The sequence below is a fragment of the Bradyrhizobium sp. S3.3.6 genome, from assembly GCF_040546905.1.
Lineage (GTDB): Bacteria > Pseudomonadota > Alphaproteobacteria > Rhizobiales > Xanthobacteraceae > Bradyrhizobium > Bradyrhizobium cytisi.
In genome coordinates, this window is record NZ_JBEPOT010000004.1 from 522,826 (window position 1) to 541,326 (window position 18,501).

Genomic DNA, 18,501 nt, shown 5'->3' on the forward strand with positions numbered 1-18,501 from the left:
GCTCAGCTCAGCAGCAGCGCCATGCCGGGATCGCCCTTCTCCATCGCGCGCCGGTACGCCGGACGCGCGCCGATGCGGCCGAGATATTTGACCAGGTTCGGGCAGCGCGCGAGATCGTAGGGCTGGAAATAGCGCATCGTGGTGAGCGAGAAACCCATCATGATGTCGGCCGTGGTGAAGCTGCTGCCCGCCAGATATTCCGCATCGCACACGCGCGTATCGACCAGGTCGAATGCGCGATCGACCCGCGCTTTGGTCGCGACCAGCATCGGATTGTCCTCTGCGAGCTTGAGCCGGTTCAGCAGCATCAGGCGGCCCATGCCGGCTTGCAGCGTGCCATTGGCGAAGTGAAACCAGTACAGGAATTGCGCGAAGTCGGGCGCGTCCGGGCCAAGCACGAGGCGGCCCTTGCCGTATTTGACCATGATGTAGTCGACGATGGCGCCGGATTCGGCGAGCACGAGATCACCGTCGACGATGACGGGCGCCGCCCCGATCGGATGCAGCGCCTTGTAGTCGGGCGGCGCCAGCATGGTGACGGAATCGCGCGCATAGCGCTTCAGCTCATAGGGGATCTCGAGCTCCTCGCAGAGCCAGACGATGCGTTCGGACTGCGATTTGCCGAGATGGTGAACGGTGAGCATGGGCATTTCCTGTGCAGATGACTCCAGCGATTGCGCCGCGAGTGTTTGTCGTGACGTTGCATCATACTCCGTCATTGCGAGCGCAGCGAAGCAATCCAGACTGCCACCGCGGAAAAGATTCTGGATTGCTTCGCTGCGCTCGCAATGACGATATGGAGAGACCGTCCCCTACCCCGCCTCGTCGGTCACCATGCGCGCCACGACGCGGTCGCGGCGGACAAAGTGGTGCCAGAGGGCTGCGATCACGTGGATCGCGATCAGGGCCAGCAACGCATAGGCAAAAAAGATGTGGCGGTCCTCATAGGCGTCCGCCGCCGCTTTGTCCGGAGAGGTGAATTGCGGCACGTTGAACAGGCCGAAGAAGTCCGAATAATTGGGCGTGCGCGCGCCCGAGTGTGCCCAGCCCAGCATCGCGACCAGGATGACGACGAGATAGAGTGCGCCATGGCTGACACGGGCCGCGATCTTCTGCCAGCGCCAGGTCTCGGCCGGCAGCGCCGGCGTCGGGTTGAGGGCGCGCCAGACGATCCGCAGCACCGTGAGCAGCAGGATCACATAGCCGATGTCGGCATGGATCGAGCGATAGAAGAACTTATCGGCGCGCGCCGGAATGTGGTTCATCCACCAGCCGAAGCCGATCATGCCGAGGATCGCCAGCGCCAAGCCCCAGTGAAGCCACCGGGCAACGCTCCCCCAGCCGGTCCTCGTGTTTCTGATCATGTCGATTCCCGAAAATTTGCGGATGTCCCAACCGCAGCGCAGCACGGCTGCAAATAGCGGGAACGTGCGGCAAAGGTGAAATTGAATCGTTCCAAACCGGGCGCCGGCCGCCCCCCGCCGCAAAACCGCCCAAAAAACCCAATGGTAACCATGACGGGCTAGGGTGGTGACGTGACCAATTCTCCGACGATCCTGGTATTCGATTCCGGCCTTGGCGGCCTCACCGTGCTGCGCGAGGTCGTGGCCGTGCGCCCCGAGGCGCATTACGTCTATGTCGCCGACGACGCCTTCTTCCCCTATGGCCATCACAGCGAGGAAGAGATCATCGCGCGCGTGGTGCCGCTGATGGGGGAGCTGATCGGCACCCATGATCCTGACCTCGTCGTCATCGCCTGCAACACCGCCTCCACCCTGGTCCTATCGCATCTGCGGGCCGCTTATTCCGTACCGTTCGTCGGCACGGTGCCGGCGATCAAGCCGGCCTGCGCCCGGTCGAAGACCCGCCGCGTCTCGGTGCTCGGCACCAAGGGCACCGTGAAGCGCGAATACACCAAGGCGCTGATCCGCGATTTCGCGCTAGGCTGCGAGGTGACGCTGGTCGGCTCGCCCGAGTTGGCCTCGCTTGCCGAGCGCGAGCTCAGGGGGCAGGCGATCAGCGACGGCGATATCCTCGCCGAGCTCACCCCCTGCTTCGTCGGCGACGCGGCAGACGCGGGTGCACGCACCGACACAATTGTCCTCGCCTGCACGCATTATCCGCTGCTGCTCGACCGGCTGGAGCGGCTGGCGCCCTGGCCGGTCGAATGGATCGATCCTGCACCTGCCATCGCCCGCCGCGTCTCGGATCTGCTCGGCCCGCAAGGTGGGGACATCGTGCAATCCGGCGCCGCGATGATCTTTACGTCGAACCGCGCCCATGGGCTCGGGGCGACCCTGACGCCATTCTTCGGCGGCCGCGCTCTGGTCTGACTTTTCGCGGACACGGCGCGCTGCTAGGCTTCGCCGTTGTCATCGCGCAAGGTCATCACATGCCGGTCCCCGCCACGCCGCTCAATCGCCTCCGCCAATTGTGGAGCGAAGGCCGCCCCGCCTTCGGCGCGATCGCAACGATCCCGAGCGTGCAGACGGTGCAGATCATGGCGCGCTCGCTCGACTGGATCATCGTCGATCTCGAGCACGGCCCGATTGGATTGACCGAAGCGCATGCGATGATTGCCGCGACGACGGGCACGCCGTGCACGCCGCTGGTGCGGATCGCGGCGAACGAGCCGTGGCTTGCGAAAGCGCCGATGGACATCGGCGCCTTCGGCATCAATTTCCCGATGATCACGAACCGCAGCGAGGCGGAGAAGGCGGTGCGCAGCGTGCGCTACCCGCCGCGCGGCGACCGGCTCTGGGGTCCGTTCCACGCGCCGTTCCGCTGGGGCCAGACGATGCCGGACTACATGGCGTCAGCCGACGACGAAATGCTCTGCATGATCACCATCGAGCATGTCGACGCCGTCAACCGCATCGACGAGATCATGGCGACGCCGGGCATCGACGTCGCCGTCATCGGCCCCGGCGATCTCGCGACCTCCATCAACAAGCGCGGACAGATGGACGATCCCGAGCTGCTCGAGCTGGTCGCCCGCGCGGAAGCCGGCATCCTCAGAAGCGGCGTGCCAATCGGCGGCGTGGCGCGCACCGCAGACCAGGCCAACGCCCTGGTCGACCGCGGCTACCGCGCGATCGCGCTCGGCTTCGACTGGTCGCTGTTCCAGCGCGGCATCATGGCGGCGTTCGACGGGATCAAGCGCTGAACAGGCCGAAGGTCGCGCTATCGATGGCCAGGTGTCGTGTGTATGACACTCCAGCCAAAGGCGACAAATCATTGAAAGTGCTTGGAGTTTACGTCGTCGACAAGACCAGGCCGCTGGCCTCGCCAGCGCCTTGATCGGGCCGAACCGATCTGCCCAAAGCGGGTTAGTTCGTGCTAGAGCAAGCGGCGAACGGGCGCCCCCTCGCCGCCCCCAAGTCAATCCCCTGTCAGTCCGCGGGAACCGGAGAACGATGCGCGGTCAACCCAAGAACATTTCACTGCCGCGCCGCCTGATTATCGACCTCATGCGCGCCTCGATGGGCGTGCCGTTCGTCTCATTGTCCCGCTCGCTCAATATTCGACCCCTGCTGGAGGCCCGCGCGAGCGCGGTGGCGCCGGTCGGCTGGGCCGCGATGTTCGTCAAGGCCTTCGCCCTGGTCGCCAAGGACGAGCCGGTGCTGCGCACCGTCTATGCCAAATGGCCCTGGCCATCGCTCTACGAGCTGCCGAAGAGCGTGGCGCTGGTGGCCGTCGCCCGGGTCGAGAACGGCGAGGAATGCGTGATGCCGCAGCGGATCGCGGCCCCGGAGGCCATGGCGCTGGCCGCAGTCGACGCCGAGATCCGGCGCGCCAAGACCGCGCCGATCGACGACGTCCCGATGTTCCGCAAGATCATGCGGGCGACCCGCCTGCCGCTGCCGCTGCGGCGGCTGTCCTGGGCGGTGGGCTTAAATTTCGGCCGGCAGCGGGGCAATTGGTTCGGCAGTTTCGCGGTGAGCTCGGTGGCCGCCTATGGCGGCGGCGAGCTCCATCCTGTGACGCCTGGCCCGTTCATCGTAAGCTATGGCCTCGTCGAGCCCGACCAGACCATCGATGTCGTGATCCGCTGGGATCACCGGGTCACCGACGCCGCCCCGATTGCCCGGGTCCTGACCCGGCTGGAACAGGTGCTGAACACTGAAATCGCTGCCGAATTGCGGGCGGCCGGCTCCAAACCAATCCGGGCTGTCGGAACCTGATTCCAGGGCCATTCGCATTGACAAAGCGGCCCAAACTCTCCTAAAAGCCCCCTGCTCGCGGGCCGATTTCGGCCCGCGAAGCGTTTCGCGACCCGTGGTCCTCTCCCTTAAGCTTTGGGGATCGGACCTGTCAGTGCCGGGCTAGCCCGTCACCCAGGAGGGCGCGTTTCCTCAAACCATGTACCTGAAGAGGACGCGATGACTAAGCGCAGTGAGGCGAAGTACAAACTCGATCGCCGTATGGGCCAGAATATCTGGGGCCGCCCAAAGAGCCCCGTCAACCGCAGGGAATACGGCCCTGGCCAGCACGGCCAGCGCCGCAAGGGCAAGCTCTCCGATTTCGGCGTGCAGCTGCGCGCCAAGCAGAAGCTGAAGGGCTACTACGCCAACATCAGCGAGCGTCAGTTCCACGGCGTCTATGTCGAGGCGAGCCGCCTCAAGGGCGACACCGGTGAGAACCTGATCGGCCTGCTCGAGCGTCGTCTCGACGCGGTGGTCTACCGCGCCAAGTTCGTCTCGACGATCTTCGCCGCGCGCCAGTTCATCAACCACGGCCACATCAGAGTGAACGGCCGCAAGGTCAACATCTCGAGCTACCAGGTCAAGGTCGGCGACGTGATCGAGGTCAAGGAAGCCTCCAAGCAGCTCGCCCACGTTCTCGAAGCGAGCCAGCTCCCTGAGCGCGACACCCCCGACTATCTCGAAGTCGACCACGGCAAGATGACCGCAAAGTACGTGCGCATCCCCCACCTTTCCGACGTGCCGTTCCCGGTGCAGATGGAGCCCCATCTGGTCGTCGAATTCTATTCGCGCTGATAGACCAACAATTCATCGCTCAAAGGCCCCGGTTTCCGGGGCCTTTTTGTTGTGGTATGGGCAATCTGAATGTCTCAGATCATTGACCAACTCGCCAACATTGGACCGTCGGCAATTCCGACCGAAGCGGAGCGCGAGGTATGGGCCACGTTGTCACGTGACGAGCAGGTCCGCCGATATCAAAAGCTGTTCGCACAGCCCAACTGCAACAACTTCACTTCAGAAACTCCAGACGACATCCTCGCCACCGCGCGGCAACGCGTTGCCCAGCGCGGTCATGGCTGACTATCGTTGTTCGATTAGAGAATGAGACTCGCTATGCTCTACACCCCTCCCCCCATCGATCCCAAGGCGCCGCCGGTACGTATCAATCTGCTCTCGGACACGCAGACCAAGCCGACATCTGCGATGCGCGAGGCGATGGCGCGGGCGGAAGTCGGCGACGAGCAGGTCGGCGACGACCCGACCGTGAATGCCCTGTGCGAGCGCGTGGCCGAGCTGATGGGCAAGGAGGCGGCCGTCTACATGCCCTCGGGCACGATGTGCAACGTCACCGCGACGCTGGTGCATTGCCGTCCCGGCGACGAGATCCTTGCGCACGAGACCGCGCACATCATCGCCCGCGAAGGCGGCGCGCATGCCGCGATCGGCGGCTTCCAGGTGACGCAGCTCAAGGGCGCCGACGGCCAGTTCACGCCGGAGACGTTCCGCAAGGCCCTGCATCCGCGCACGCGCTACCAGCCAACCCAGACGGTCGTCAGCGTCGAGCAGACCGCCAATATCGGTGGCGGCACGATCTGGAAGAAGGCCGCGCTCGACGAGATCGTCGCGATCGCCAAGCAACACGGCCTCGTCACCCACATGGACGGTGCGCGCCTGCTCAACGCGACAGCGGCGAGCGGTATCTCGCCGCGTGACATGACCGCGGGTTGGGATTCGGCCTGGATCGATTTCTCCAAGGGCCTGGGCGCGCCGATCGGTGGCGTGCTCGCTGGCTCCCGCGCCTTCATCGACGCGGTGTGGCAGTGGAAGCAGCGCCTCGGCGGCTCGATGCGGCAGGCCGGCGTCTGCGCTGCGGCCTGCATCTACGCACTCGACCATCACGTCGAGCGCCTCGCCGACGATCACGCCAATGCACGAGCTCTGGCCCGCGGCCTGTCGCAGATATCGGGCGTCGAGGTTCAGGAGCCAGAAACCAATCTCGTGTTCTTCAAGCCCGATGGCGCCGGCGTGCCCGGCGACAAGATGGTCGCCGCACTGCGCCAGCGCGGCGTGACGCTCGCGATGATGGACGGCCGCATCCGCGCCTGCACCCATCTCGACGTCGATGCGAGCCAGATCGAGGAAACGATCGGATACGTCAGAGAGATCGTGCGCGAGGCGTAAAAATCTACCGCCCCATCGCCTGATAGATCAGCGTCTTCAGCGCCAGCTGAATCCGGCCGCGCTGCGACGGGGTCTGCACCATGAAAATCCCGAACAGGTCGTCTTCGGGATCGATGAAGAAGAAGGTGCCGCCGACGCCATCCCAGCGATATTCGCCGAGCGGCCACGCGGTGCCCGGCGGCACCGAGGTGCGCACGGCGACGCCGAGACCATAGCCGGAGCTCTCCCCCGGGTAATAGTTCCTGTCGCGTTCGACGCGGGTTTCGGGACCGACGTGATCCGACGCCATCAAGGCGATGGTATCAGGCTTGAGATAGCGCCGGCCTTCATAGCTGCCGCCATTGAGCAGCATCTGCGAGAAGCGCGCATAGTCGCCGACGGTGCCGACGAGGCCGCCGCCGCCCGATTCCCATTTCAGTGGTTTCCTGATATCGCGGACCTGCGTCATCGGACTGATCGCGCGATCCTCCGGCATCGGCTCGGCGATACGCGGCCACTTGGCGGGATCGGCGACATAGAACGCGGTGTCCTTCATTCCGAGAGGATCAAGCAGCCGCTCCCTTGCGAACTGAAACAGCGATTTCCCGGATATCACCTCGATGATGCGGCCGAGCACGTCGGTGGAGTGGCCGTAATCCCAGATCGTGCCGGGCTGTTCGGCGAGCGGCAGTGTGGTGATCTTCGCGACGAGTTCGGCATTGGTCGAATCCTTGTTGGCGAACAGACCGGCATCGGCATACAGCTTGTTCACCAGGCCCCCGCCATAATAGCCGTATGGAATCCCGGCGGTGTGGCGCATCAAATCCTCGATCGTCACCGGACGATTGAGCGGCTCCAGCTCCAGCGAGATCTTGTCGTCCTCGGCCTTCTTCTCGACGCCGACCTTCATGCCGGCAAAGGCCGGAATGTATTTCGAGACGGGATCGTTGATCGCGAGCCTGCCCTCCTCGACCAGCATCATCGCAAGGACAGAGGTGATCGGCTTCGACATCGAATAGAGCCGGAAGATCGTGTCCGCGCTCATCGAGATCTCGGTTGCGACGTCGCGGACGCCGAAATTCTCGTAATAGACCGGCTTGCCGTGCTGCTGGAGCAGCAGGATCGCGCCCGGAAACTTGCCGGTCGCGATCTCGTTCCTGATGTAGTCAGAGACTTTTGAGAGGCCCTCGGGCGTGAGCTTGTGCGCGCGGCCTTCGGAGCCCGCTTGCGCACTGACAAGGCCGAATAAAACGACGAGCGCCGCCATCAGCCCGCGGCGCCCGTGCATGTCAGTTCTCCATGGATTCATAGACGAGTTGCTTCAATGTCCGTTGGATGCGCTGGCGCTCGGTCGGGGTCTGTTCCAGCAGCACAAAAAACATGTCCTGCTTGGGGTCGATCACGAAATAGCAGCCGGAGGCGCCGTCCCACTTCAATTCCCCGAGATCGCCGGGCGGCGGCGGTTTTGCGTTGCCGGGATCGGTGCGGACGGCAAGACCGAGTCCGAAGCCGAAACCGTCGCCGGGAAAGTAGAAATAGTCACGACCGACGCCGGAATTCGGGCCGACCTGATCGCTCACCATCTGCTTGAACGTCTCGGGCTTGAGGATGGTCTTGCCGTCGAGGCTGCCGCCGTTGAGCAGCATCTGCGCAAAGCGCTCATAGTCCGCCATGGTCGTCACCATGCCGCCGCTGGCGAACTGGATCTTCTTGACGACCGTCGGATCGTTGATCCGGCCGACCCGGAAATCGCTGTCATTCAGCACCGGCTGCGCCAGCAGCTTCTGCTTCTCGGGGTCCGTGACGAGGAAGCCGGTGTCGACCATGCCGAGCGGACCGAGCAGCGTCTCCCGCTCGATATCGAGCAGCGGCTTGCCCGCCGCGACTTCCATCACGCGCGCAAGAATGTCGGTGGAATGGCCGTATTGCCAGAGCGCGCCCGGCTGGTTATGCAGCGGCAGCTTTGCGATGCGCTCGGCGAACTCGGCGAGGTCGAAATCGCCGGCATAGATATTGGCGTCTCGATAGGCCTTGCGGACCAGGCTGTCGCCATAAAAGCCGTAGGTGACGCCTGAGGTGTGCGTCATCAGATCCTTCACCGTCATCGGCCGGTTCGGCGGCACCAGCTCGAGCGACTTGGTGCCGTCCTCGGCCTTCTTCTCGACGCCGACCTTCACATTCGCGAAGGACGGGATGTATTTCGAGACCGGATCGCCGAGCTTGATCTTGCCGTCCTCGAGCATTTTCATCGCGGCAACCGCGGTGATGGCCTTGCTCATCGAGAACAGTCGGAAGATCGTCTTGTCGGTGATCGGCGCCTTGCTGACCACGTCCTGCACGCCGAAGGCTTCGTGGTAGACCGGCTTGCCGTGCTGCTTGATCAGCACGGTTGCACCCGCAATCTTGCCGGTCGCGACCTCGTTCTTGAAGAACTCGGTGACCTTGGCGAGCTTGTCCTGATTGAAATGCGCGCCGGCTGGAATCTCGTAAGTGCCCTCCGCGCGCGCGAGCGACATCGTGCCAAACGAGACGAGCGCGCCGCAAACGAACGCGCGTAGTCCAAAACGTAAAATCATATCCCCTCCCCGGAACATGGCCGGGCGGAGTGTACTGACGGCGTCATCAGGCACAAGGGCCGCCGTGTCGCGCGAGCGCCTCGGCATGGAGTTTGGCGCTTGGCTCGGAGAAGCAGCAGAACACGACCCGACCAACGGATGGCGCGCCGGGCAGCATTTCGACAATCGTGCGGACAGCGATCTCGGCCGCCCGGTCAGCTGGAAAACGATAAATGCCGGTCGAAATCGCGGGGAACGCCACCGAGGTCAGCTTGTGCTTTCCGCACAGCTCCATCGCGCGGCGATAGCAGGAGGCGAGCAGATCGTCCTCGCCGCTTGTGCCGCCGGTCCAGACCGGTCCGACGGTGTGGATCACATGCGCGGCCTTGAGCCGATATCCCTTGGTGATCCTGGCATCGCCGGTGTTGCAGCCATGGAGCGTGCGGCATTCGGCGACGAGCTCGGGTCCGGCCGCCCGATGGATCGCGCCGTCCACGCCGCCCCCGCCAAGGAGCGACGTGTTGGCGGCGTTGACGATGGCGTCAACGCCGAGAGTCGTGATGTCAGCCACGATGATTTCGAGCTGGACGGCGCCGATCCGGCGCGTCAGCACCGTCACGGATCAGGCCGCGACCGCAACGCCCTTCTCGGACAAGAGCTGCTGCAATTCGCCGGCCTGGAACATCTCGCGGACGATGTCGCAACCGCCGACGAACTCGCCCTTCACGTAGAGCTGCGGGATCGTCGGCCAGTTCGAGTAGTCCTTGATGCCGTTACGCAGTTCGGCCGATTCGAGGACGTTGAGGCCCTTATAGCCGACGCCGATATGGTCGAGGATCTGGACGACCTGGCCGGAGAAACCGCACTGCGGAAATTGCGGCGTACCCTTCATGAACAGAACCACGTCGTTCGACTTCACTTCGTTGTCGATGAATTCCGCGATGCTCATATCCGTGTCCTTCTGGGGCAGAGCCCTCACCTATCAATCCGGGCCGGCTCAGCCGATCTAACCCGATACCTGGCTATATATGTAGCCCAAACCGTTGTGCATCCAAAGTAAAATGGCGGCGAACGGCCCCCCGGGGCCAGGCCTGACGGCCCCGGCCCCATTGCATGACGGCACGAATATCATCAGCGGGGAGGACTTTCATACCGTAACAGAGCCCCTATCTAGGACGAACCTCGGTTTTGGAACCGGGTCCCGCCAACAACGTTCTCTTGTCCTGTCTGGAGAAAAACGTGACGAAACAAGCCTCCGCCACGGCCACCTCACCGCTTTCGTCACGGTCGGCCGCCCCGGACGGCCTCGCGCAGGGGCTGGAGACCGCGTTTCTTGCCGTCCGCAACGAGACGGAGCGCCGAGCCGCGCCGCTCTCGCCCGAGGACCAGCAGATCCAGTCCATGGCGGACGCGAGCCCCATCAAATGGCACCGGGCGCATACCACCTGGTTCTGGGAGCAGTTCTTGCTCGGCGAGCACGCCGCCGGCTACCGTCCCTTCCACCCCGACTTCGCCTTCCTGTTCAATTCCTATTACGTCAGCGCCGGTCCCCGTCACGCCCGCAATCATCGCGGCGACATCACCCGTCCCAGTGCCGACGAGGTCGGCGCCTATCGCCGTTATGTCGATGCGGCGGTCGTCAAATTCTTCCGCGAAGCTGGCGAAGACGAGCTCCGCGCCCTGGCGCCACTGGTCGAGGTCGGGCTGAACCACGAGCAGCAGCATCAGGAATTGATGTTCACCGACATCCTGCACGCCTTCGCGCAGAATCCGGTCTATCCGTCCTATGACAAGGACTGGCGCTTTCCAGCCGCGACGCGCACCGGCGACGATTGGCTGACGCTCAACGAAGGCATCCACACCGTCGGCCATGTCGAGGACAGCTTCCATTTCGATAACGAGAAGCCGGCGCACCGCGCTCTCGTCGGCCCGGTCAAGATCGCCCGCAATCTCGTCACCAATGGCGAATGGCTCGCCTTCATGCGCGACGGCGGCTACCGGACCGCAACGCTGTGGCTGATGGACGGCTTCGCCGCGGCCAGCAAGGAAGACTGGCAGGCTCCGGGCCATTGGCGCGAGGTCGACGGCGGATGGCAGCTGATGACGCTCGCCGGCGTCACGCCGGTCGATCCCGACGCGCCGGTCTGCCACATCAGCTATTACGAGGCCGATGCGTTTGCGCGCTGGGCCGGAAAACACCTGCCGACCGAGATGGAATGGGAGGTCGCCGCGCGGGCCGGCCAGCTCAACGACGCCTTCGGCATCGTCTGGCAGTGGACGCGTTCTTCGTATTCACCCTACCCCGGCTACCGCGCCATTGAGGGCGCACTCGGCGAGTACAACGGCAAGTTCATGGTCAACCAGCTGGTGCTGCGCGGCTCCTCGCTCGCGACGCCGGACGGTCACAGCCGTGTCACATACCGCAACTTCTTCTATCCGCACCACCGCTGGCAGTTCACGGGGTTGCGGCTCGCCGATTACGTCTGAAGTCTTTGAAGTCTCATCCGACGACAAATGCGCGCCGGACAGCGCGTTCAGGAGAGTATCATGAATGTGCATGCCAGCGCTTTGGCCGAAGCCCATCTCCCCGACGAGCAGACGACTGCCTTCGCCCGCGAGGCCATCGGGGACCTCTCGCAGCAGCCGAAAAAACTGTCGCCGAAATATTTTTATGACGCGACCGGATCGGAGCTGTTCGAGGCGATCACGCGCCTGCCGGAATATTATCCGACGCGCACCGAGCTTGCGATCCTGAAGGAGCGCGGCAGCGAGATCGCTAAGATCATTCCCGAACATGCCGCGCTGGTCGAGTTCGGAGCAGGCGCGACCACGAAAGTCCGCCTGCTGCTCAACCACTGCAAGTTCGCAGCCTATGTGCCCGTCGATATCTCCGGCGATTTCCTGAAGGCACAGGCCAACGGGCTGAAGCGGGATTTCCCCTCGCTCAGCATCTATCCGGTGGCCGCCGACTTCACCACGCCGTTCGAGCTGCCCAAGGCGGTCGCGTCCATGCCCAAGGTCGGCTTCTTCCCCGGCTCGACCATCGGCAATTTCGAGCCGCATGAGGCGCAGGCCTTCCTGAAGAGTGCCCGTCAGATCCTGGGGAAGGGCGCGCAGATGATCATCGGCGCCGACCTGGAGAAAGAGGAGCGCGTGCTCCACGCTGCCTATAACGACGCGGCCGGCGTCACCGCGCGTTTCAACCTCAATGTGCTGGTGCGGATCAACCGCGAGCTCGGCGGCAATTTCGACCTCTCCGCCTTCAGCCATGGCGCGATCTACAATCACGAGCGGCACCGCATCGAGATGCACCTGATCAGCCGGAAGAGCCAGACGGTGCGCCTGCTCGGGACCAGCTTCTCGTTCAAGCCCGGCGAGAGCATTCACACCGAGAACAGCTACAAATACAGCCTCGAGCGTTTCGCCGCGCTGGCGCAGAGCGCCGGCTGGCGAGTGCGAGAGAGCTGGACGGATGCCGCGAAGATGTTCTCGGTGCACGCGCTGGAGGCGGCGGATTAAACGTTCCGGAGCTACCGGCGGCCGGCGCTCAATGCTCCTCGGCCTCCTCCGGCTTCGATCCCAGCGACACCGACTCCCACACCGCGACGACGATCATGATCGCGCTGGTCGCAACCGACAGCCATAAGGGCGAGAGATCGGCGGCGAACCACCACAGCGCCATCAGCAGGATGATGCCGATGCCGTGCGAGAGCTGGAGAAAGCCGCGGATCGTGTGCTTGAACAGGATGGTGCCGACCAGAAACACCAAGGGGCCACCGATCGTGCTCACGATGGTGCGGACGTCGGAATGTCCGGTCGGGTGCTTCAGCACCAGCTCGTCCGAAACCGCGGTCAGGATGATGCCGGCGACGATCGGCATGTGCAGATAGGTGTAGGCGAGCCGCGCCAGCCGGCCGGATTCCGCGCTCTTCGAGATCCGCTCGGAGCCGGCCTCGGCGCCCTTGTGGAAATACACCCACCACATCGCGATGCTGCCGACCAGGCACGAGAGGAAGGCCAGGATGTTGTCTGCGGTCCAGTCCAGCTCGGCAAAGGTCGCGCCGTTGACGACGACGGCTTCACCGAGGGCGATAATGATGAAGCCGGCGCAGCGCTCGGCCATGTGGTTGCCCTCGACCGCCCAGGCCTCGACCGACGAGAAGCCCAGCTTCGGCACCCAGAAGCGCACCGCGGGCGAGACGTATTCGATCGTCAGCGCCACGATCCAGAACCACAGCCTCTCCTCGCCATGGGCCAGACCGCCGAGGACCCAGAACACCGCGGAGCAGGAGAGCCAGACCAGGATGCGGATCGCATTGAGCCGCACGGCGGTGCGATGGCGCGGGGTCGCAAACAGCCAGAAGGCAGTGCGTCCAACCTGCATGACCGCATAGGCGATCGCAAACCACAGCCCGCGCCCCTCGAACGCGCCCGGGATGGTCGTCGACAGCACGAGGCCGCCCAGCATCATCAGGAAGATCAGGATGCGGACCGGCGTCAGCTCGGGGTTGAGCCAGTTGGTGACCCAGGCGGTGTAGACCCACACCCACCACACCGCCAGGAACAGCAGCGTGACCTCGACCGCCCCGAGCGGCGTGAAGTGGTGCAGCAGCGTGTGCGAGATCTGCGTGACGGCGAAGACGAAGACGAGGTCGAAGAACAGCTCGGCATTGGTGACGCGGCTGGGCTGGTTCGGCACGACCACGCGAAACATCGTGCCGCGCGGGTTATCGGCCGCCATCATCGTCCCCGTCGCGCGATCAGATCAGGTACAAATTATTCAAGTACTTGGTACGCCGGTTTGCAGCGCCAGCGCATGCAGCACGCCGCCCATCTGACCCTGCAGGGACCGATAGACGATCTGGTGCTGCTGGACGCGGGATTTGCCGCGGAAGGATTCCGAGATCACGGTCGCGGCATAATGGTCGCCATCGCCGGCGAGGTCACGGATGGTCACCTCGGCATCGGGGATTGCGGCCTTGATCATCGCCTCGATATCGTGGGCGTCCATGGGCATTCGGGTCTTGCTCCTTGTGTCGGCTTACAGCCTCGGCGTCGAATCGCCTTGCCGGGGTCCGGCCCTGCAAAGCCAAACTTGCCGGCAGGGCCAAACTTAGCGTGAACGGCCTTCTACGTCACGCCTTCAGGCACTATATCCCTGATCCCAACAGGATAAAGGCACGACAAAGTGCCGCGCGTGGCAGATTGATCGAAAAGGCGTGAAATCATGAAGCTTCCAGGCCCCGACCACCCCATCACCATCACCCAAAACCCCCGGCGCGTCCGCGTCACGGCGGGTGATGTCGTGATTGCCGAGAGCGCCAAGGCGCTGACGCTGAAAGAGGCCAAATATCCGGCGGTGCAATATGTGCCGCGCGAGGATGCCAACATGGCGCTGCTGGAGCGCACCGAGCGCACCACCCACTGCCCCTACAAGGGGGACGCCAGTTATTACAGCATCAAGGCCGACGGCAAGACGCTCGATAACGCCATCTGGACCTATGAGACGCCCTTCCCCGCGATGACCGAGATCACTGGCCATCTCGCCTTCTATCCGGACAAGGTGAAGATCGAGGAAGTGGGGTAGTCCACGTTCTGTGCCGTCGTCATGGCCGGGCTTGTCCCGGCCATCCAGGTTCTTGGCAGTCAGAACGAAGACGTGGATGCCCGGGACAAGCCCGGGCACGACGACTGGGCGTGTGGGAGCAGCGCCGCTACGCCCTGAAGATCGTGAGCCCGAGTATCAGCAGCACCAGGAAGATCACGACGAAGACATAGAACAGGAAGCGGGCGACGTCGGCGGAGGCGGCCGAGATGCCGGTGAAGCCGAGCACACCTGCCACGATCGAGATCAGCAGGAAGATCAGCGCCCATTTCAAGATCGTCATCGCCAGCTCCGCGACAGTGGCCACTGCAATCGGCGGCCCTCACCGGTTTCGGAAACGCTAACCGCGTTGCGCGGAGCTGGTTCCTAGACGCACGACAGAAGGTCGTCGCGGCACAAACTGCCCTTGCTGAATCGGGTTCCCGGCGGCAGAGTCGTGTAGGGACAGAGGCACAACCGGGGCAACCATGAGCACGATCTCACAGTCAGCGACGATTGGCGCCGAAGCGCATGCTGCGCCAAAAAGCAAGACGCGCAATCTGTCGCTCGACCGCGCCCGCACCTTCCTGACGCTGGTGGTGCTGCTGCATCACGCTGTCATCCCCTATACCTATTTCGGTCATACCGACCCGAAGTCCTTCTTCGGCTTCGACATGATCGTGCTCGCTACCGATAGCTTCTTCATGGCGATGTTCTTTTTTCTGTCGGGCTTGTTTGCGTGGTCAGGCATCGCCCGCAAGGGGGCGCCGAGCTATTTGGCAGATCGCCTGCTGCGGCTTGGGCTGCCGTTCGTGATTTGCGCATTCACGATCATTCCGCTCGCCTACTACGCGATCTCGCTCCGGCACAATCCCGAGATCGGCTTCTCGGAGTACTGGTGGAATATGGTCACGAAGGGCCCGTGGCCGAGCGGGCCGATCTGGTTCCTCTGGGTCCTGTTCGCCTTCGACGTGGTTGCCTGCATCCTGCATCGACTGTCACCCAACCTGCTCGATCCGATCAATCGCCTGTCGCTGCACGGCCGCCGCCGGCCGGCGGTGTTCTTCGCGGTCATGCTTGCCGTCACCGCAGCGTTCTATGTTCCCGGGCTGATGTATTTTGGGCCAAGCAGCTGGTTCGAGTTCGGGCCCTTCTCGGTGCAGCACGGGCGCGTGATGCTCTATGCGAGCTACTTCTTTTTCGGTGCCGGCATCGGCGTCGCGAATATGGACCGCGGACTGCTCGCGGCTGACGGCCGGATGGCGAAGGTCAGTTGGGACTGGATGGTCTTGGCGATCGTTCCGTATTGCCTGCTCTGGGTACTGATCTTCATCAAGCGCGAAATACTGGGAAATCCGTCACCGCTGCCGAACTGGTATGAGGGGCTCTATGCTATCTGCTTCGCTGTCTTCAGCGTGGCCATCATGTTTCTCATCCTGGCCTTCTTCCAGAGGTTCAAACAATCGGGTTCGGCCAGACTACTCGATCCGATGCAGGCGGACGCCTTTGGCATATTTTTGGTGCACTACCCGATCGCGCTTTGGCTGCAATACTGGCTGTTCGACTATGACCTGCCAGCGATCGTCAAGGCGACGATGGGATTCGTGCTGACGGTCGCGTTCAGTTGGGCGCTGACGCGCGCCTTGCGCCAAATCCCCGGGGCAACGAAGGTGCTGTGAGTTTGGGGAGGGCGGCTTACGCCGCCTTCCCGGCCATATAATCCGGCAACCAGCGCTCGTGCGACGTCAGCAGCGTGTCGATCGCAACCGGCGCCTCGCCCGCGATCGCTATCGCATCGCCACCTGTGGTGCCGATCCGCACGCAGGGCACCTCACAGCCGCGCATCTTGGCGAGTACGCGGCCGGCTTCGGTTTCCGGCACGGTGACGAGATAGCGCGCCTGGTCCTCGCCGAACCAGTAGGCCTGCGGCACGAGCGCCGCCGGTGCTGCCAGCAGCTTCGCGCCGATGCCACCCGCCATCGCCATTTCGGCGAGCGCGATCAGCAGGCCACCGTCGGAAAGATCGTGCACGGCGGTTGCAGTGCCCGCATGGATCATGCCGCGCACGCAGTCGCCGTTGCGCTTCTCGGCAGCAAGGTCGACCGGCGGCGGCGCGCCCTCCTCCCGACCGCAGATGTCGCTCAGATAAACGGACTGGCCGAGCCAGCCATGGGTGTCGCCGATCAGGAGGATCGCCTCGCCCTCCGCCTTGAAGGCGAGCGACGAAGACTTGGTGAAATCGTCGAGCAGGCCGACGCCGCCGATCGAGGGCGTCGGCAGGATCGCGCGGCCGTTGGTCTCGTTGTAGAGCGAGACGTTGCCGGAGACGACCGGGAAGTCGAGCGTGCGGCAGGCTTCCGAGATGCCCTTCAGGCAACCGACGAGCTGGCCCATGATCTCAGGGCGCTCGGGATTGCCGAAATTGAGATTGTCGGTGATCGCGAGCGGCTTGCCGCCGACGGCCGTGATGTTGCGCCAGGCCTCCGCCACCGCCTGCATGCCGCCCTGGTAAGGATCGGCTTCGCAATAGCGCGGCGTGACGTCGACGGTAAGCGCCAGGCCCTTCGGCCCGTCCTGCACGCGCACGACCGCGGCGTCGCCGCCGGGGCGCTGCATGGTGTTACCGAGGATGACGTGGTCGTACTGCTCCCAGACCCAGCGCTTGCTGCACATGTCGGGCGTGCCGATCAGCTTCTCCAGCGCCGCACCGAGCGCCATCGGCGCCGGCACTTCGCGCGCATGCACGATCGGCAGCGCGGCGGAGGGAACATGCGGACGGTCGTAGAGCGGCGCCTCGTCGCCGAGCTCCTTGATCGGCAGATCGGCCATGACGTCGCCGCCATGCTTGACCACGAAGCGCTTGCTCGGCGTGGTGTAGCCGACGACGGCAAAGTCGAGGCCCCATTTCCTGAAGATCGCCTCGGCTTCCTGTTCCTTCTCGGGCTTGAGCACCATGAGCATGCGCTCCTGGCTCTCCGAGAGCATCATCTCGTAGGCGCTCATGCCGGTCTCGCGGGTCGGCACCGCGTCGAGATCGAGGTCGACGCCGAGGTCGCCCTTGGCGCCCATCTCGACCGCCGAGCAGGTCAGGCCCGCCGCACCCATGTCCTGGATCGCGATGACGCAGCCCTTCTCCATGATCTCGAGGCAGGCCTCGAGCAGAAGTTTCTCGGCGAAGGGATCGCCGACCTGCACCGTCGGGCGCTTCTCCTCGGACTTGTCGTCGAACTCGGCCGACGCCATCGAGGCGCCGTGGATGCCGTCGCGGCCCGTTTTGGAGCCGAGATACACGATCGGCATGTTCACGCCGGAGGCGGCCGCATAGAAGATCTTGTCGGCATCGGCGAGACCGACCGCCATCGCGTTGACGAGGATGTTGCCATCATAACGCGTGTGGAAACGCACCTGGCCGCCGACCGTGGGCACGCCGAAGGAATTGCCGTAGCCGCCGACACCGGCAACGACGCCGGACACGAGATGCCGGGTCTTGGCGTGCTCGGGCGCGCCGAAGCTTAGCGCGTTGAGGCAGGCGATCGGGCGCGCGCCCATGGTGAAGACGTCGCGCAAAATGCCGCCGACGCCGGTGGTCGCGCCTTGATAGGGCTCGATGTAGCTCGGGTGGTTGTGGCTCTCCATCTTGAATACCACGGCCTGGCCATCGCCGATGTCGATCACGCCGGCGTTCTCGCCGGGCCCCTGAATCACCCAGGGCGCCTTGGTCGGCAGGCCCTTCAGATGGATGCGCGAGGATTTGTACGAGCAGTGCTCGTTCCACATTGCCGAGAAAATGCCGAGCTCGGTGAAGGTCGGCTCCCGCCCGATCAGCTTCAGGATGCGCTCATACTCGTCGGGCTTGAGCCCGTGGGCGGCAACCAGTTCGGGGGTGATCTTGGGTTCGTTCTTCATGGATTCTGGGCTTTCGGCGGGCGTTTGGCCGTTCTTAGGAACATCGGGGCCTCACGAAAAGCCCTTTATGACGCATTTTCCCGCTGTCCCA

Annotated in this window: 20 protein-coding genes and 1 pseudogene; 11 read left to right on the forward strand and 10 right to left on the reverse strand. The window is 63.9% G+C overall.

What is annotated here, in order from left to right:
• Nucleotides 1-2 precede the first annotated feature (2 nt).
• Together ABID59_RS15205 and ABID59_RS15210 are read right to left on the reverse strand one after the other, a co-directional pair.
• The gene (locus ABID59_RS15205) at nucleotides 3-644 is read right to left on the reverse strand and encodes a glutathione S-transferase family protein (protein WP_354083891.1); all 642 of its coding nucleotides are present in this window, start codon (nucleotides 642-644) and stop codon (nucleotides 3-5) included.
• 168 nt (nucleotides 645-812) lie between these two features.
• Nucleotides 813-1,364, reverse strand: coding sequence for a cytochrome b (locus ABID59_RS15210; RefSeq protein WP_354083892.1), 552 nt, complete (start codon nucleotides 1,362-1,364; stop codon nucleotides 813-815).
• 171 nt (nucleotides 1,365-1,535) lie between these two features.
• On the opposite strand from ABID59_RS15210, the gene murI reads away from it, so the two are divergent.
• From murI to ABID59_RS15245, 7 genes and pseudogenes are all read left to right on the forward strand, one after another.
• The gene (gene murI / locus ABID59_RS15215) at nucleotides 1,536-2,333 is read left to right on the forward strand and encodes a glutamate racemase (protein ID WP_354083893.1); all 798 of its coding nucleotides are present in this window, start codon (nucleotides 1,536-1,538) and stop codon (nucleotides 2,331-2,333) included.
• 59 nt (nucleotides 2,334-2,392) lie between these two features.
• Nucleotides 2,393-3,166 carry an HpcH/HpaI aldolase family protein gene (locus ABID59_RS15220; RefSeq protein ID WP_354033276.1) on the forward strand — a complete coding sequence of 258 codons (774 nt, stop codon included), beginning with the start codon at nucleotides 2,393-2,395 and terminating at the stop codon, nucleotides 3,164-3,166.
• 38 nt (nucleotides 3,167-3,204) lie between these two features.
• Nucleotides 3,205-3,300, forward strand: a pseudogene (locus ABID59_RS15225) (cupin domain-containing protein); the annotation flags it as partial.
• 116 nt (nucleotides 3,301-3,416) lie between these two features.
• Nucleotides 3,417-4,184, forward strand: coding sequence for an acyltransferase (locus ABID59_RS15230; RefSeq protein ID WP_354083894.1), 768 nt, complete (start codon nucleotides 3,417-3,419; stop codon nucleotides 4,182-4,184).
• Between the two features lie 198 nt (nucleotides 4,185-4,382).
• Nucleotides 4,383-5,000, forward strand: a complete 618-nt coding sequence (gene rpsD, locus ABID59_RS15235; RefSeq protein WP_148751477.1) for a 30S ribosomal protein S4 — start codon at nucleotides 4,383-4,385, stop codon at nucleotides 4,998-5,000.
• Nucleotides 5,001-5,069: 69 nt separating this feature from the next.
• Nucleotides 5,070-5,285: a hypothetical protein gene (locus tag ABID59_RS15240; protein ID WP_354083895.1), complete on the forward strand. Its 216-nt coding sequence runs from the start codon at nucleotides 5,070-5,072 to the stop codon at nucleotides 5,283-5,285.
• Between the two features lie 33 nt (nucleotides 5,286-5,318).
• Nucleotides 5,319-6,386, forward strand: coding sequence for a threonine aldolase family protein (locus ABID59_RS15245; protein WP_354084055.1), 1,068 nt, complete (start codon nucleotides 5,319-5,321; stop codon nucleotides 6,384-6,386).
• A 4-nt stretch (nucleotides 6,387-6,390) separates the two neighbouring features.
• Here the strand turns inward: ABID59_RS15245 and ABID59_RS15250 are convergent, their stop codons facing one another.
• The 4 genes from ABID59_RS15250 to grxD are packed head-to-tail and all read right to left on the reverse strand — an operon-like array spanning nucleotide 6,391 to nucleotide 9,869.
• Nucleotides 6,391-7,653 (reverse strand): serine hydrolase domain-containing protein, encoded by a 1,263-nt coding sequence (locus tag ABID59_RS15250; protein ID WP_354083896.1) that lies wholly within the window; start codon nucleotides 7,651-7,653, stop codon nucleotides 6,391-6,393.
• A 1-nt stretch (nucleotide 7,654) separates the two neighbouring features.
• Nucleotides 7,655-8,941: a serine hydrolase domain-containing protein gene (locus tag ABID59_RS15255; protein WP_354083897.1), complete on the reverse strand. Its 1,287-nt coding sequence runs from the start codon at nucleotides 8,939-8,941 to the stop codon at nucleotides 7,655-7,657.
• 46 nt (nucleotides 8,942-8,987) lie between these two features.
• Nucleotides 8,988-9,539: an O-acetyl-ADP-ribose deacetylase gene (locus tag ABID59_RS15260; RefSeq protein WP_354083898.1), complete on the reverse strand. Its 552-nt coding sequence runs from the start codon at nucleotides 9,537-9,539 to the stop codon at nucleotides 8,988-8,990.
• Nucleotides 9,540-9,542: 3 nt separating this feature from the next.
• Nucleotides 9,543-9,869, reverse strand: a complete 327-nt coding sequence (gene grxD, locus ABID59_RS15265; protein WP_148751473.1) for a Grx4 family monothiol glutaredoxin — start codon at nucleotides 9,867-9,869, stop codon at nucleotides 9,543-9,545.
• Nucleotides 9,870-10,108: 239 nt separating this feature from the next.
• Here grxD and egtB point away from each other — a divergent pair, with 239 nt between their 5' ends.
• Together egtB and egtD are read left to right on the forward strand one after the other, a co-directional pair.
• Complete coding sequence (gene egtB / locus ABID59_RS15270; protein ID WP_354083899.1) at nucleotides 10,109-11,407, forward strand: ergothioneine biosynthesis protein EgtB; 1,299 nt, start codon at nucleotides 10,109-10,111, stop codon at nucleotides 11,405-11,407.
• Between the two features lie 60 nt (nucleotides 11,408-11,467).
• Nucleotides 11,468-12,439, forward strand: coding sequence for an L-histidine N(alpha)-methyltransferase (gene egtD, locus ABID59_RS15275; protein ID WP_354083900.1), 972 nt, complete (start codon nucleotides 11,468-11,470; stop codon nucleotides 12,437-12,439).
• Nucleotides 12,440-12,467: 28 nt separating this feature from the next.
• On the opposite strand, the gene ABID59_RS15280 is transcribed toward egtD, so the two are convergent.
• Together ABID59_RS15280 and ABID59_RS15285 are read right to left on the reverse strand one after the other, a co-directional pair.
• Nucleotides 12,468-13,661, reverse strand: coding sequence for a low temperature requirement protein A (locus ABID59_RS15280; RefSeq protein ID WP_354084056.1), 1,194 nt, complete (start codon nucleotides 13,659-13,661; stop codon nucleotides 12,468-12,470).
• Between the two features lie 39 nt (nucleotides 13,662-13,700).
• The gene (locus ABID59_RS15285) at nucleotides 13,701-13,937 is read right to left on the reverse strand and encodes a BolA/IbaG family iron-sulfur metabolism protein (protein WP_148751469.1); all 237 of its coding nucleotides are present in this window, start codon (nucleotides 13,935-13,937) and stop codon (nucleotides 13,701-13,703) included.
• A gap of 210 nt (nucleotides 13,938-14,147) precedes the next feature.
• Between ABID59_RS15285 and ABID59_RS15290 the strand changes: the two genes are divergently transcribed.
• A complete protein-coding gene (locus ABID59_RS15290) occupies nucleotides 14,148-14,507 on the forward strand; it encodes a DUF427 domain-containing protein (RefSeq protein ID WP_148751468.1) in 360 nt (119 codons plus the stop codon).
• A 127-nt stretch (nucleotides 14,508-14,634) separates the two neighbouring features.
• Here ABID59_RS15290 and ABID59_RS15295 read toward each other — a convergent pair whose 3' ends face one another.
• Nucleotides 14,635-14,808 carry a DUF1328 domain-containing protein gene (locus ABID59_RS15295; protein ID WP_092228199.1) on the reverse strand — a complete coding sequence of 58 codons (174 nt, stop codon included), beginning with the start codon at nucleotides 14,806-14,808 and terminating at the stop codon, nucleotides 14,635-14,637.
• 184 nt (nucleotides 14,809-14,992) lie between these two features.
• Between ABID59_RS15295 and ABID59_RS15300 the strand changes: the two genes are divergently transcribed.
• Nucleotides 14,993-16,183 carry an acyltransferase family protein gene (locus ABID59_RS15300; protein ID WP_354033270.1) on the forward strand — a complete coding sequence of 397 codons (1,191 nt, stop codon included), beginning with the start codon at nucleotides 14,993-14,995 and terminating at the stop codon, nucleotides 16,181-16,183.
• Between the two features lie 16 nt (nucleotides 16,184-16,199).
• Here ABID59_RS15300 and purL read toward each other — a convergent pair whose 3' ends face one another.
• Complete coding sequence (gene purL / locus ABID59_RS15305; protein ID WP_354083901.1) at nucleotides 16,200-18,410, reverse strand: phosphoribosylformylglycinamidine synthase subunit PurL; 2,211 nt, start codon at nucleotides 18,408-18,410, stop codon at nucleotides 16,200-16,202.
• Nucleotides 18,411-18,501: the final 91 nt, after the last annotated feature.